The organism is Neobacillus sp. B4I6 (assembly GCF_050434045.1).
Taxonomy (GTDB): Bacteria; Bacillota; Bacilli; order Bacillales; family Cytobacillaceae; genus Neobacillus.
The window spans coordinates 1,770,556-1,784,981 of sequence record NZ_JBNPWB010000002.1 but is presented as its reverse complement, the minus strand read 5'-3'; the positions used below and the strand labels follow the sequence as shown (position 1 = coordinate 1,784,981).

Here is a 14,426-nt window from a genome sequence, read left to right as displayed (position 1 = left end):
TTGAAATGGAGGGAAGCGCGATGGTTCAAACAAGTCGTCCTCAGGAAACTTTATTGGAACAGGATGATAAATATGTATGGCACTCAATGAAGCCTTATAACCCTAAAGCCACAATCGTTGCAGCCAAGGCGGAAGGGTCATGGGTGACTGATTCAGACGGGAAACGTTACTTAGATGCGATGGCAGGCCTTTGGTGTGTGAACGTCGGTTATGGCAGGACCGAGCTTGCCGAAGCGGCCTATGAACAACTGAAGGAAATGGCCTATTTTCCACTTTCACAAAGCCATGTTCCAGCAATTAAACTAGCAGAAAAGCTGAATCAGATGTTAGGTGATGAATATGTCATCTTTTTCTCAAACAGCGGCTCTGAGGCAAACGAAACCGCCTTTAAAATAGTAAGACAGTACCATCAGCAAAAGGGTGAACATAATCGTTACAAAATTGTCTCCCGCTATCGAGCGTATCACGGGAATTCTATGGGGGCCTTGGCTGCCACCGGGCAAGCGCAAAGAAAATACAAGTACGAACCGCTTGCACCAGGTTTTATTCATGTTTCACCACCGGATTCCTACAGGGATGATACGAATGTAGGAGATCCGAAGGAATTGTCTTCCGTCAAAGAAGTAGACCGGACCATGACATGGGAGTTGAGTGAAACAATCGCAGCAATGATTATGGAACCGATTATTACCGGAGGTGGTGTCCTCATTCCGCCCGATGGCTATATGAAAGCTGCAAAAGAGGTATGTGAAAAACACGGGGCACTGCTCATTGTCGATGAGGTTATTTGTGGCTTCGGCCGTACAGGAAAGCCATTCGGGTATATGAACTATGGCGTGAAGCCAGACATCATAACGATGGCAAAAGGGATTACCAGTGCGTACCTGCCCCTTTCCGCTACAGCTGTCCGTAGAGACATTTACGAAGCATTTAAAGGCACTGAGGAGTATGATTACTTCCGCCATGTCAATACGTTTGGAGGAAATCCAGCTGCTTGTGCACTCGCCTTAAAAAACCTTGAAATTATGGAAAATGAAAAATTATTTGATCGTTCCCGTGATTTAGGGGAGCAACTCTTAAATGATTTGAAGAATCTTTTACAAGATCATCCCCATGTTGGCGATGTCCGTGGAAAAGGGTTATTGATCGGAATTGAATTAGTAAAGGATAAGCGGACCAAGGAACCATTGGAGAATGACCTTGTCAATCAGGTTATCGCCAGTTGTAAGCAGGAAGGAATTATCATCGGAAAAAATGGCGCAACAGTAGCGGGATATAACAATGTATTAACATTGGCACCGCCATTAACAATTAAGCAGGTAGATTTAACCTTCCTGATCAAAACACTTACGGAGTCACTTCAGAAAATTAGATAAAAATAAAAAAGAACCCATGTATTTACAAATGTAAATTTCATGGGTTCTTTTTTTCAGAGGTTATCTATTTTTTCTCCTTCTAGGTCGAAACCGGAAATCGTCACTACTTTCATAATCGGTAAAGGTATTAAGAACTGGGGCAGCATCCACAAAATTATTTTTCACTTTTTTAGGCATCACAGGCGCCACTTTAACCTCCTTAACTACATCAGCTACTACCACTTCAATATCCTGTTGCGGCTTTTTGTTCTTAGCATTTCCAGTTTTATCTTGGACACCTTCAACGTTAGTACTCAAATTTTCTAGAGCAGTACTAAAAGTTTTAACCTCAGTACTTAGTGTTTCAACCTCAGGACTTAGAGTTTCATCATCAGTACTAAAACTTTTTAATTCAGTATTAAAAGTTTTTAATTCAGTATTAAAAGTTTTTAATTCAGAACTAAGAGTTCTAACTTCAGGTATTTCCTCTTTAATTTCATCAATTACTTCGATCACCTCAACCACCACTTCTTCATCAGCAACATTGTCCTCATTATCATTACTTAATTCCGCTTCATCCTCAGTTACTTCATCCATTTCGTCATCTTCGACTAAAGATTGTTGTTTTACTTTTATAATTTTTCCAAGTGCATTTGTCCTCATAACAGCAATTCCAATTATTTCATCAATTAGAGCAGTGAATTGATCAAAGTCCACATTATTTTCACCGCTAGTTTGGATGACTTTTAGAAAATCCTGATGAAATAGATTAAATTCTTGTTCGAACTGTTCGCTGTCCATTTCTCTAAAAGATGTCCCTTTAATACGAATAAATCCATAAATTAATTTACTCAATACCTTAGAAACGGCTTGCAATTCCTCTTCGCTTAAATCAGAATCATTAGTTAGATAATAATGGACATCCCGTAGGGTTTGATAATAACTCTTAAAATTCCGGCTTATTTCTAGGAAATCAAAATTATTCATTAGAAATATCCCTCCATATATATTTGATGTATAATATTCGGTTATCAGCACAATGCTCTTTTTTATTAAAGATATGTAGGGAATATGCATATAGAAGGGATTATTTTTATGAAAGTGATAAATTTTATTAAAGAGTGGCAGCAGGCAATTCAAAATGAAATATTCCATTTAAAAAAATTTGGCAGTAATAAATTTCAAGTTTCAAATGGCAGGTTGCTTTCAACGGAAGGTTCCTATACATACTACTTTGATACCGCTATTTCTATCCGTATACCGATTGGGTCTCAGGTTCGACTTGAATGGGGAAGCATGAAACTGAGTGGACGAGTCCTTTCTTCAGAAGGTAAAGGCGTGATGCTTTCCTTGGAGCAATCTTTCGGAGATTTAATCCATGAAGCGCAGCTTTTTCACGATCCTTGGGAGCTCCTTGAACAGCTCATTGAACGTCTCGATGAGATGAAAAAAAATAAGCAAAAACGAATCAGAGTGAAACGGTTGATGGACCCTTCGATGCCTGCTAAGCATCCGATGGAAAAAAGTAAAAGCAATGTTCATGAGTTAGTTCTACGTTCCAAATACAACCCCGTTACCTTCGTTTGGGGCCCACCTGGAACAGGTAAAACCTACACCTTGGCTCGTGTAGCTGCTAATAAGTATTTTCAGGAAAAAAAAGTGTTGATTTTATCACACAGTAACCAAGCAGTTGATGTTCTAATTAGTGAGATTTCGAACTTTATTAATAAGAAGGGACGTTTCCAAGAAGGGGATGTGCTCCGCTATGGTTTCAATACAGGAGAGCAACTCGCCAATCATGAAGCGGTTACAACAAGTCAACTCCTTTTGAAAGAGGATCCTCAGCTTGCGGAAGATAAAGAAACTTTAATAGAGGAAAGACGGAAATTAAAACAGGATATCGCCCGTTCTTTTAGCAAAAGGGACACAAATCAATTGCTAGAGCTTGAGACCAAGATTGCCAGGGTCCTCGAAAAGATTCGCCATAAGGAACTTGAATTTATCAAGGATGCGTTTATTGTCGGGACAACATTGGCAAAGGCAGCGGGTGATGCAGCCATCTATGAAAAAGAATTTGAGATTGTAATCCTTGATGAGGCAAGCATGGCTTATGTTCCTCAGGCGGCATTCGCTGCTTCACTCGGAAAGCGTGTCATTATTTGTGGCGATTTTAAACAATTACCACCAATTGCCTCCTCTCGAGATCCGTTAGTCACGATGTGGCTAAAAGAGGACATCTTCCATCGGGCAGGCGTTGTCGATTGGGTAAAGGATGGGATGCTTCATCCGCACTTATTTTTATTAAAAGAGCAACGGAGAATGCACCCGGATATTTCTGCGTTTACGAATCAGACCATTTATCATTCGCTTGTGGGGGATCATGAAAGTGTTCTAAAAAGTAGAAAAAGAATCGTCGACCTTGCGCCTTTTCCAGGAATGGCAGCGGTACTTCTTGATACAAGTCATCTTGGGGCACATTGCATGACAGAAAAGGGGTCAAATTCACGGTTGAATTTGTGGCAGGTATTATTGTCTTTTCAATTAATCCATGAATCCTACAAGGCTGGTTCAAGATCGATTGGATATGTCACACCATACCGTGCTCAAGCCAATTTAATGGAGCTGATTCTAACAGATTTATATGAACAAGAACTCTTAGCAGCCGATATTGTTGCTGCGACCGTACACAGATTCCAAGGCAGTGAGCGTGATGTCATGGTTTTTGACACCGTTGACAGTGAGCCACAAACACGGGCTGGGATGCTTCTAACTGGCAAGGATAGTGAACGATTGATCAATGTTGCGATCACAAGAACGAAGGGAAAGTTCATTCATGTCAGCAATCAATCCTTTATCCGGAAACATGTCTATAATCGTAAAACAATGCGTCAGCTTGTAGAACATCAAGAAAGAAATCAGCAAACTATCGGGACAAAAGATATTGGAAAATGGATAAAGGATCAACACCCCAGATTGCAATGGATCCATGCACTTAAGTTAGAGAAAGTATTCAGAGACATTGATTCTGCTAGATCATCGATCATTATTTCTTTACCAGAACAAACACTTCTTTCCGCACAATGGAATGATAAGCTGAAAAATAGGAGCCATTCTGTAAAATTAACTGTCTTTTCAGGAGAGCCTTGGACGGAGTTGCAACCAAATCAATTGCTGAACGAAAGCCTGTCGTTTCCATTTATCATGATTGATGAGCAGCTTTTGTGGTTAGGTTTACCGGTGGAGGCGGCAAAAGTAGTACAACCGCCTTATATTGCAGCCAGACTCAATTCAGAGAAGGTATGTGAGTATTTTATGGGACAGCTTCAGGCTCGGGAGTAGTTGTATTATAAGTTTGAGTGGAGGGGAGTCCCTCCACTTTTAAATAACCAGAATGATAATTTCACTAAATGAACTAATTTGTCTATAGTTTGACATAATAACCTAATTTAATTAAAATTAGATTATATAATCTAATTAATTTGGTTAAAGGGGATAAAAAATGAATTATCCTATATCTATTTTTATTCTGGATGTAAGCAATTCCTCATCAGAAAAAATGGGGGAGGAACTCACTGTATATTTGGATGAGTTAGTCGACAGGATCACTTGTTGGACAAAGAATATTGGTCCTACCAAAATAAAGCATCGTGCTGGAGATGAAATTATTTTTGTTGGACCTGGTTATTCAACCGCTTATACGATTGCATTTTTTGTAAGCAGGGTATGGAGATACAAGGATCATATGCCTTATTTTGGCTTGGCTTTTGGTGATATTGAAAAAGAGTTAAAGGAAGTGGATCTTGAAAAATGGATCCATCCATTAGTCAAACAGGCAAGATATGCAAACGATTTAATAAAACAAGAAAAGCACAGAACGCTATTTAAGTTTGAACTGGACCAGTTTTACCCAAGTGATATGAATTACTCGTTACCTTATCACCAGTTCAGAAATGAATTTGAGAAACTGATGAATACGTTATTAAATTTGCAGCTCAAATTTATTAGGAGTCAAACGGAAATTCAGGAGCTCGTATGTTCGCTCTACCTTATTTTAAATCAGCAAAAGGCGATTGGTAAGCTTCTAGGGAGAACGGCTCCTACAATATCGAGCCATTTTAAAAAGGGAAATAGTGAAGAAATCCTAGATACTTTTTCAAAAATTATTAGTATACTGCATTCATTACAGGAAAAGGCCTACCCTGAATGTACAAACAATCCACAACAGATAAATGAAAAATTAACCAAAAGCATCCGGAATGATTTGAAGGGAAGAATAAATACACTCATTGATTCTTAGATTCCAGCATAGAGAGGGGAGAAACCATGTTATTTTTCTGTCTAGTTATTGCACACTTAATTGCTGATTTTTATTTACAAACAGATGACATGGTCATTGAAAAACGAAAGAATTTACGAAAGCATGTCGTTCACCATTTTTTCATGACTGCACTTGTCCTTATCAGTTTCTGGATTTTCCAGTTCAATGTTGAGAATGTACTTACAAACCTATTAATCCCCTTGATTGTTATCGTGCTGACGCATCTTTTGGTGGATTTATTAAAGATTAAACTGCTTGAAAATATAAAAATGATTAACGAAGAAAACATGAAGCAGTTAGGTTTCTTCGTTCTAGATCAGTTACTGCATCTAGGAGTAATTATTTTAGTTTGTGAGTTGTGTTTTGATTTTAAAATTGAACGTTTTTTTCAGAAGCAATCGGACCTGAATTTTATTGATTCTGTGCTATTTATAGTCATCATTGTCATCTTAGCAACAAGTGTAAGCGGGCATATGATCAAAATTCTCCTAGGAACCTTACCCAACCAGCTTTTAACCTTTGAGGGGAAATATACATTTAAAAATGAACGAAATGAAGCAGAGTTTGTACATAAGGGTAAAAACGGATTAACTGAGGTATACAATTATACTATTTTTAGTAAGCATGAACTTTCGCGTGGCAAATTAATCGGCTATATTGAGAGATTACTAGTTTTATTGCTAACGTTTTATAGTGCCTATCCAGCTATAGGATTTATTGTCACAGCCAAATCGATTGCCCGGTTTAAACAAATGGATGACAGGGACTGGGCAGAATATTTTCTGCTGGGAACACTTTCCTCGATGTTTCTAGGAATCACACTTGGCATTTTGTTAAAAGTATTGATTACGTAAGCAATGGTTCCTTTACGAGGGATTTCTTTGCCTGATTTATCAGGAACATCCGTATTTATTGGTGCGGGAACAAATGATCCTATTTGTTCACCATTGGAATCAGGTGAACTCGAAAAGATGTTAGAGCAGGCTCAGGCGAAGGTCCATCTTCATTGGGAGCATAATGGACATCAATTAACCTTTGATGAAGTTGAGGCAGCAGCGGAATGGTATAAAAAACTCAATTAACAGAGCTAATCTATTTAGCTCTTTTTTCAATAATTTAAAATATTCTATTGACATTTATCCAATTTCTAAGGATAATCAAAGAAATATAAATCGAAAACAGTTTGGGATTAGTAAATCTTTGGAACGTGATAGAGAGTGAAACCCGTTGGCTGAAAGGTTTCTCACGGAAAAAAGTCTGAACCTGCCCTCACACGCTGCTTATGCAAACATAAGCCGTCACCCTCGTTACGGGTTCAAAGTGGGTGCATGGCATCAATAAAGGTGGTACCGCGGAAACGACTTTCCGTCCTTTTTTTTAGGACAGAAGAGTCGTTTTTTTATTTTACAAAAAGAAAGGTTCGGAATGCTATGAAAAAACAGCTGGTGGTTGTAAAGATTGGGAGCAGCTCGCTCACAAATGCCTCAGGAACAATTTCTGAAGAGAAAATACGAGACCATGTAGAGGCACTTGCCTTTTTGAAAGAGCAAGGGCATGATGTTCTCCTTATTTCATCCGGAGCAGTTGCAGCAGGATTTGGCTCACTTGGATATCCATCTCGTCCAAAGACAGTCGCTGGGAAACAAGCGGCCGCAGCTGTGGGGCAGGGGTTGTTGATGCAGAATTATATTCAGTTATTTAAAGAGTTTGCGATAGTGCCAGCCCAAATCCTATTAACTCGTGAAGATTTTTACAGCCAGGTTCGGTTTCATAACCTCTTTAATACCATTCATGAGTTACTTCAAAAAGGTGTATTACCGATCATTAATGAAAATGATTCGGTTGCGATTGAGGAATTGACTTTCGGTGACAATGATATGTTGTCAGCGCTCGTTAGTGGGTTTTTACATGCGAATGCATTAATTATTTTAACAGATGTGAATGGTTTATATGATGGCAATCCAAAATCATCGAAAGAGGCAAAAAAATATCATTTTATCCCTGAAATATCTGAAAAACTCCTCGGTGTTGCCGGAGAAAGCGGTTCTTCTGTTGGAACAGGTGGAATGAAATCAAAATTACTAGCTTCAAAAAAAGCTCTTTCCCTTGGTGTCAGTGTTTTCGTCGGCACTGGTGCTGGAAAGGAAAAACTGGTTGATATTTTAACTGGTAAGGGAGATGGAACGTATATCGGCGGACCATTCCAGACGCAAATGCAAATGAGAAAGCAATGGATTGCTTACCACTCTCAGGTCGGTGGTGTGATCGAAATTGATGATGGAGCGGAAAAGGCCGTTGTGTTCCAGGGCAAAAGTTTACTTCCAGTGGGTGTCACAAATGTCATTGGTGAGTTTAACGCCTTAGATGTAGTCGTTGTCCAGAATCAAAAAGGAAAAATTGTCGGGAAAGGACAAATTTATTATTCTTCTAAGAATTTACTAAAAGTAAAAGGATTGCCAAGTGAGCAATCGAAGGATTATTCCATTAATAAAAAAGCAGAAGTCATTCATCGTGACAATTGGGTCACAATGCCAAAGGAGTGAAACGGAATGAGTGAGTTGATAGAAAAAGCCAGTAAATTAAAGAAAGCTGCTAAACAATTGGGAATGCTGTCAGCGGAAGAAAAAAACAATGCGTTATTGATGATGGCTGACCATTTATTAACTGAAAAAGAATGGTTAATTACTGAAAATTCCAAGGATATTGAAGCGGGAAAAGAAAATGGATTTTCCGCTTCACTGTTGGATCGACTTATGTTAACAGAAGAAAGAATCGAGCAGATCGTGGATGGAGTTCGCCAGTTAATTGATTTGAAGGATCCAATTGGTGAAATAATCGAAGCATGGGACCGTCCGAATGGTTTACAAATAGAGATGATCCGTGTCCCGCTCGGGGTGGTTGGAATGGTCTATGAAGCACGACCCAATGTTACCGTTGATGCGGGAAGTCTTTGCTTAAAAGCTGGAAATGCAGTTCTTTTAAGAGGGAGCTCTTCCGCCATTCATTCCAATAAGGCACTTGTCCATGTAATGCGCAAGGCACTTGCAGAAACGGCTATACCTGTCGATGCCGTTCAACTATTGGAGGACACGAGCCGTGAAACAGCTTCAGAAATGTTTAAATTGAATCAATATCTAGATGTTCTCATACCACGCGGCGGAGCGGGGTTAATTCAATCAGTGATCCAAAACGCTACGGTTCCAGTTTTGGAGACGGGTGTAGGCAACTGTCATGTTTTCATTGATGAAACAGCAAATGAAACGATGGCAATAGATATCGCAATTAATGCAAAATTGCACCGTCCATCTGTTTGTAATGCAGCCGAAACTGTAATTATTCACAAAAAGTGGCCTTTTGCATCTGAATTATTAGGTTCGCTTCATGACCATGGGGTGGAGTTGCGTGGAGATGAAGAATTAGCTTCTGCCTATTCATTTGTAAAACAAGCAACAGAAGAGGATTGGTGCTCAGAATTTTTAGCACCAATTTTGGCAGTAAAACTGGTAAGTGATGTGAAGGAAGCAATTGACCATATTGATCAATATGGAACAAAACATTCTGAGGCAATTATCAGTGAAAATTCTGAAAATGTTGGTTTGTTTTTTCAGGCAGTTGATGCAGCGGTGTTATACCATAATGCATCGACTCGGTTCACCGATGGTGAGCAGTTTGGATATGGGGCAGAAATTGGAATCAGCACACAAAAGCTTCATGCTCGTGGACCAATGGGGCTACGTGCACTCACAACGACAAAAGCGATTGTCCGTGGTACTGGACAAATTCGGTCATAATCATTTCAAGAAAAAAACAAGTAAGGAGGCTGGTTAGTCCTTACTTGTTTTTTATTTGAATTGTCTTTCGTTCGATGCTGTCAGATGGTTATGAAAATATGGTATACTTTAAGTAGCAAACATATATTCTCATGATTGATTTTCTAGTAAGTTGGTGGGCCAATGTCAGAGGCTATTCATATATCGGTAAGAACGCTCGTTGAACATGTTTTCAAGAGCGGCAGTATTGATTCACGTTTCCGCTCTCAATCGACGCTTCTGGATGGGACAAGGATTCATCAAAAGATTCAAAAAACGTATCAAGAAGATGATCAAAAAGAAGTGTATCTCCGTGCGGAAGTCCAATTTAAAGCGCTTTCCTTCATTATTGATGGCAGGTGTGATGGGTTATTGTTTCGTGAGGATGGAGTGATCATCGACGAAATCAAATCATTCTCACAGATGTCAGAGCAGATACAACAAGGCGGATACCCTGTTCACTGGGCACAAGCAAAGCTCTATGCCTATATGCATGCCAAGGATAATGATTTACATGAAATCTTTGTCCAACTTACCTATGTCCACGTTGAAACAGAAGTGAAAACATATTTTAAAAAGAAGTGTCAGATTTCAGAACTAGAAGCATTTGTTGGTCAGGTAATAGAAGACTATGCACCATACGCTAAGCTGCTGCATGAGCATCGGGAAAAACGAAATGGAAGCTGTAAAGAGCTAGCCTTCCCATTTGATTCCTATCGCGAGGGACAGCGGAAATTAGCTGGAGTGGTTTATAAGACGATTTTAGATGAAAAAAATCTGTTCGCTAAAGCCCCAACAGGAATCGGCAAGACGATATCGACAGTCTTTCCTTCAGTAAAGGCAATCGGGGAGGGGCTTCTGAATCGAGTTTTCTACCTTACGGCTAAAACGATTACCCGTACAACTGCCGAGGAGGCATTTAAAAAAATGCGCTCTTCAGGTCTTTGTATGAACACGCTGACCATTACGGCCAAGGACAAGGTTTGTTTTAAAGAGGAAACTGTTTGCCAAAAGGATTATTGTGAATTTGCAAATGGCTATTATGATCGGATCAATGACGCGATTTATGATATCCTAACAAATGAAACCGGCATGACCCGTGAAGTAATTGAAATATATGCAAGGAAACATACGGTCTGTCCATTTGAATTTTCGATTGACCTTGCCTATTCAGTGGACTGTATCATCTGTGACTACAATTATATTTTCGACCCGCGGGTAACGCTAAAACGTCTGTTTGAAGAGCAAAAAAAGCAAACCGCACTCCTAGTCGATGAGGCACATAATCTAGTGGACCGGGGGCGTGAGATGTTTTCAGCAACCTTAAACAAAGAATTATTTCTCCTATTGAAAAAGGATTTTAAGGGTATCAATAAAGCAATATATGAGTCTGCAACCAAGCTAAATGCTTGGTTTATTTCCCTCAAAAAAGAAAATCTAGATAAATATCAATTCACCATTGATCATTTGGATGAAGAATTAATTGAACAACTGATTCAATTTGTAGAAAGCGCAGAACAGGTTCTTCAAACAGAAACGTCCCAAACTCTTTTGGAAGCATACTTTGTGGTAAATAATTTTTTAAAAATTACCGAGTTGCTTGATGAACATTATATCGTTTATGCCGAAAAAATTAAAAACGATTTACTCGTGAAGCTTTTTTGCATTGATCCTTCAAAGCTTCTTAAACAAATGGGGAAGGGCTATCGATCAAAACTATTCTTTTCGGCCACATTGTCTCCTTTATCCTATTATCAAGATATCCTTGGTGGGCAGGACGATGATTATGTAATATCCATCCCTTCACCATTTTCAAGCGATCAAGTCGACGTCTTTATCAATCCATTATCTACTCGTTACCGAGACAGGGAACAGACAAAGAGTTCAATTGTATCTGCAATCCAAGCCTTGATTAAAAACCGGCCTGGGAATTACTTTATCTTTTTCCCATCCTATCAGTATTTACTTTCTGTTTATGACCAGTTCAAGCAACAAGACCAAGAAACCAATACGATCATCCAAGCATCAGGGATGACCGAAACTGAAAGGGAAGCTTTCTTGGCGGCATTTAAACCCAATCAAACAGAAACATTACTGGGCTTCGCTGTCCTTGGCGGTATTTTTTCGGAGGGCGTTGATTTAATCGGAGATCGTTTAAATGGGGTTGTCGTTTTAGGTGTAGGATTGCCACAGCTGTGCTTTGAACGGAACCTCATTAAGGAACATTTTTATCAAAAAGACAAAAACGGTTATGACTATGCCTACGTATATCCTGGCATGAATAAAGTGCTGCAAGCAGGGGGAAGGTTGATTCGCTCGGAGGAGGACCACGGAACCATCGTATTGATTGATGACCGATTCCTGGAGCGGCAGTATCAAATGCTCATGCCGCTGGAATGGCAGCAGTATACAGTTGGTTCTCCACAAACACCTCTATTAAAAGGCAAATAAACCCTTATGGAAAATATCCATAAGGGCTTTTTTAGTTAAATTTTTGATAAAATCCTAGTTTCCAACACGCAGATAATATTTATTTTTACAAATAAGGTGACAATTTTGGAAATTAAACATATAATTAATAAAAAGTTGCACAAGGTAAAAACTTTGAAGGTGGGGAAAGAGAGATGGATAACCCTAAAATTATCAAACTTGTAAATGGTCAAAAAGGAAATTTAATAAAAATAACTGATATAAATCTAGAAGGTGTCATGAGAAGAAGATTATTAGATTTAGGATTTGTGAATGGAGCGCTCGTAGAGGTTATCCGAAAAAGTCCGTTGGGAGATCCAATTGCTTTTCGTGTCAGTCAAACAACCATCGCACTACGAAGAGAGGAAAGCTCAAAAATAGAGGGGGAGTTGGTATCTAATGGGTAAAGAATATCGAATTGCCTTAGCTGGAAATCCGAATACGGGGAAAAGTACCTTGTTCAATGCCTTAACCGGCCTCAGACAACATACAGGGAATTGGGCAGGAAAAACCGTTTCACTTGCACACGGGACTGTTCAGTATAAAGATAAAACGTTTAATCTTATTGACCTTCCTGGCACCTACTCACTTTTCTCGAATTCAACGGATGAAGAAGTAGCGCGAAATTATATCGTTTTTGAAAAACCAGATGTGACGGTTGTGGTATTAGATGCGACTTCATTAGAGCGTAATTTAAATCTAGCGTTGCAGGTATTAGAGATGGCAACAAATGTTGTCATTTGTATCAATTTAATTGATATTGCGGAAGAACAAGGAATTCAGATTAATGAGCGATTGTTGACCAATCGGTTGGGGGTTCCCGTCATCAAGATTTCTGCTAGGAACAAAAAGGGATTCCCTTTGCTCTTAGATACCATTGACCGCATTGTGACAGGAGTGATTGAATGCAACCCGGTTCAAGTGTCCTATCCTGCTGAGATCGAAGCCAAGATTAAAATAATTGAACCTAAAGTACGTGAATTTGTTGGAGATCAACTATCCGCTCGTTGGGTTTCTTTGAGATTGCTAGATGGAGATGAAACATTACTGAATGAAATTAGTAACCGAGTAGTTGCAGGAGGTGGTTTAGAGAATGAGTATTCAAAAGCTTTATGCTGAAGCTCAGGAGCTGTCGACACCAAAGCTGAGAGATGACATTGTTCAAAACCTTTACGATCGCAGTCATAAATTATGTCATGAAGGAATTACCTATACAAAATCGAAAAGGGACACAAGGACGGAAAAACTGGATGCGGTTTTTACTTCACCTATATTTGGCTTTCCCATCATGATTATCATGTTAGGAGTACTATTTTATTTAACAATCGCAGGAGCAAATATCCCCTCCTCCATGATAGCTGAGTTTTTTGGATTTTTAGAGGGGTATATTACATCATTTTTTACCTTCCTGCATGCACCAGATTGGTTGCACGGGGTCCTTGTTCTCGGTTTATACCGAGGAACAACATGGGTGATTAGCGTTATGCTCCCGCCGATGGCGATCTTTTTTCCAACATTTGCACTATTGGAGAATTATGGTTATCTTCCTAGAGTAGCCTTTAACATGGATCGGCTGTTTAAAAGGGTAGGTGCCCATGGTAAGCAATCGTTAACAATGGCGATGGGTTTTGGCTGTAATGCTGCAGCTGTTATTTCTACCAGAATTATCGAATCGCCGCGAGAGCGGATGCTGGCCATCCTTACAAACAACTTTGTTCCATGTAATGGTCGATGGGGAACTTTAATTGTTTTAGCTTCGTTATTCATGGCTGCCAATTTTACAGGTGGGGTAGCATCACTTATTACCACAGGAGTCGTTGTCGGTATTGTTTTATTTGGTATAGTGGTTACCTTTTTTGTTTCTTGGGTTCTGTCGAAAACGGCCCTTAAAGGAGTACCAACTCACTACACGTTAGAACTACCGCCTTACCGTAAACCGAAGATATTAGATACCGTTATACGGTCGTCTCTAACAAAATCTTGGTCTGTATTGATGCGTGCTGTTAAAGTGGCTGCACCTGCCGCAATTCTTACCTGGGTGTTCGCGAATATTTACATTGGTGATACCAGTATTTTGATGTATGCTGTTGAGTTTTTGGACCCATTTGGAAAAATGCTTGGTCTTGACGGTTATATCATGATGGCGTTTATTTTGGGGTTACCTGCAAACGAAATTGTCCTTCCAATCCTATTGATGGGTTATTTATCAACAGGATCTTTAACCGAAGTTGATAGCATGGTAGATTTGAAGAAAATCTTTCTTGATCACGGTTGGACGTGGCTCACAGCATTGAATATGATGTTATTTTCGCTGCTTCATTATCCTTGCGGCACGACCTTGCTTAATATTTATAAAGAAACGAAGAGTAAGAAATGGACCTTTCTTGCCTTCCTTATTCCGACAGTGATCGCTATTATTGTTCCTTTCATTATTACCCAAACGGTGAGATATTTTGGCTGGATCTAAAATTGAAC

At 39.3% G+C, this 14,426-nt stretch carries 11 protein-coding genes and 1 pseudogene; 11 read left to right on the top strand and 1 reads right to left on the bottom strand.

The window, feature by feature from the left end; all coding sequences use genetic code 11:
• Positions 1-20: 20 nt before the first annotated feature.
• Complete coding sequence (locus QF028_RS10910; RefSeq protein WP_429465315.1) at positions 21-1,376, top strand: aspartate aminotransferase family protein; 1,356 nt, start codon at positions 21-23, stop codon at positions 1,374-1,376.
• A 60-nt stretch (positions 1,377-1,436) separates the two neighbouring features.
• Here QF028_RS10910 and QF028_RS10905 read toward each other — a convergent pair whose 3' ends face one another.
• Positions 1,437-2,342 (bottom strand): hypothetical protein, encoded by a 906-nt coding sequence (locus tag QF028_RS10905; RefSeq protein WP_429465313.1) that lies wholly within the window; start codon positions 2,340-2,342, stop codon positions 1,437-1,439.
• A gap of 108 nt (positions 2,343-2,450) precedes the next feature.
• Here QF028_RS10905 and QF028_RS10900 point away from each other — a divergent pair, with 108 nt between their 5' ends.
• The 10 genes and pseudogenes from QF028_RS10900 to QF028_RS10855 all read left to right on the top strand — a co-directional run bounded on the left by QF028_RS10900 (position 2,451) and on the right by QF028_RS10855 (position 14,418).
• Positions 2,451-4,694 (top strand): AAA domain-containing protein, encoded by a 2,244-nt coding sequence (locus tag QF028_RS10900; protein WP_429465311.1) that lies wholly within the window; start codon positions 2,451-2,453, stop codon positions 4,692-4,694.
• Between the two features lie 160 nt (positions 4,695-4,854).
• A complete protein-coding gene (locus QF028_RS10895; RefSeq protein ID WP_215004396.1) occupies positions 4,855-5,652 on the top strand; it encodes a hypothetical protein in 798 nt (265 codons plus the stop codon).
• 26 nt (positions 5,653-5,678) lie between these two features.
• Positions 5,679-6,527, top strand: a complete 849-nt coding sequence (locus QF028_RS10890) for a DUF3307 domain-containing protein (RefSeq protein WP_429465309.1) — start codon at positions 5,679-5,681, stop codon at positions 6,525-6,527.
• 3 nt (positions 6,528-6,530) lie between these two features.
• Positions 6,531-6,755: pseudogene (locus tag QF028_RS10885) on the top strand (alpha/beta hydrolase); the annotation flags it as partial.
• A 348-nt stretch (positions 6,756-7,103) separates the two neighbouring features.
• Positions 7,104-8,216 carry a glutamate 5-kinase gene (gene proB, locus QF028_RS10880; protein ID WP_088090457.1) on the top strand — a complete coding sequence of 371 codons (1,113 nt, stop codon included), beginning with the start codon at positions 7,104-7,106 and terminating at the stop codon, positions 8,214-8,216.
• 6 nt (positions 8,217-8,222) lie between these two features.
• On the top strand, positions 8,223-9,464 hold the full coding sequence (locus QF028_RS10875; RefSeq protein ID WP_429465307.1) for a glutamate-5-semialdehyde dehydrogenase: 1,242 nt from the start codon (positions 8,223-8,225) through the stop codon (positions 9,462-9,464).
• A 162-nt stretch (positions 9,465-9,626) separates the two neighbouring features.
• The gene (locus tag QF028_RS10870; protein WP_429465305.1) at positions 9,627-11,933 is read left to right on the top strand and encodes an ATP-dependent DNA helicase; all 2,307 of its coding nucleotides are present in this window, start codon (positions 9,627-9,629) and stop codon (positions 11,931-11,933) included.
• A gap of 173 nt (positions 11,934-12,106) precedes the next feature.
• A complete protein-coding gene (locus QF028_RS10865) occupies positions 12,107-12,358 on the top strand; it encodes a FeoA family protein (protein WP_168244009.1) in 252 nt (83 codons plus the stop codon).
• Positions 12,351-13,070: a FeoB small GTPase domain-containing protein gene (locus QF028_RS10860; protein WP_429465303.1), complete on the top strand. Its 720-nt coding sequence runs from the start codon at positions 12,351-12,353 to the stop codon at positions 13,068-13,070. The genes QF028_RS10865 and QF028_RS10860 overlap by 8 nt, the downstream gene beginning before the upstream one ends.
• Positions 13,045-14,418, top strand: a complete 1,374-nt coding sequence (locus QF028_RS10855; protein WP_429465301.1) for a nucleoside recognition domain-containing protein — start codon at positions 13,045-13,047, stop codon at positions 14,416-14,418. The genes QF028_RS10860 and QF028_RS10855 overlap by 26 nt, the downstream gene beginning before the upstream one ends.
• Positions 14,419-14,426: the final 8 nt, after the last annotated feature.

Bases quoted from the DNA above. Each gene is read 5' to 3' on its own strand.
- QF028_RS10890 (WP_429465309.1), top strand. From the start codon at position 5,679: ATGTTATTTTTCTGTCTAGTTATTGCACACTTAATTGCTGATTTTTAT.
- QF028_RS10860 (WP_429465303.1), top strand. From the start codon at position 12,351: ATGGGTAAAGAATATCGAATTGCCTTAGCTGGAAATCCGAATACGGGG.
- QF028_RS10870 (WP_429465305.1), top strand. From the start codon at position 9,627: ATGTCAGAGGCTATTCATATATCGGTAAGAACGCTCGTTGAACATGTT.
- proB (WP_088090457.1), top strand. From the start codon at position 7,104: ATGAAAAAACAGCTGGTGGTTGTAAAGATTGGGAGCAGCTCGCTCACA.
- QF028_RS10855 (WP_429465301.1), top strand. From the start codon at position 13,045: ATGAGTATTCAAAAGCTTTATGCTGAAGCTCAGGAGCTGTCGACACCA.
- QF028_RS10900 (WP_429465311.1), top strand. From the start codon at position 2,451: ATGAAAGTGATAAATTTTATTAAAGAGTGGCAGCAGGCAATTCAAAAT.
- QF028_RS10905 (WP_429465313.1), bottom strand. From the start codon at position 2,342: ATGAATAATTTTGATTTCCTAGAAATAAGCCGGAATTTTAAGAGTTAT.
- QF028_RS10865 (WP_168244009.1), top strand. From the start codon at position 12,107: ATGGATAACCCTAAAATTATCAAACTTGTAAATGGTCAAAAAGGAAAT.
- QF028_RS10895 (WP_215004396.1), top strand. From the start codon at position 4,855: ATGAATTATCCTATATCTATTTTTATTCTGGATGTAAGCAATTCCTCA.
- QF028_RS10910 (WP_429465315.1), top strand. From the start codon at position 21: ATGGTTCAAACAAGTCGTCCTCAGGAAACTTTATTGGAACAGGATGAT.
- QF028_RS10875 (WP_429465307.1), top strand. From the start codon at position 8,223: ATGAGTGAGTTGATAGAAAAAGCCAGTAAATTAAAGAAAGCTGCTAAA.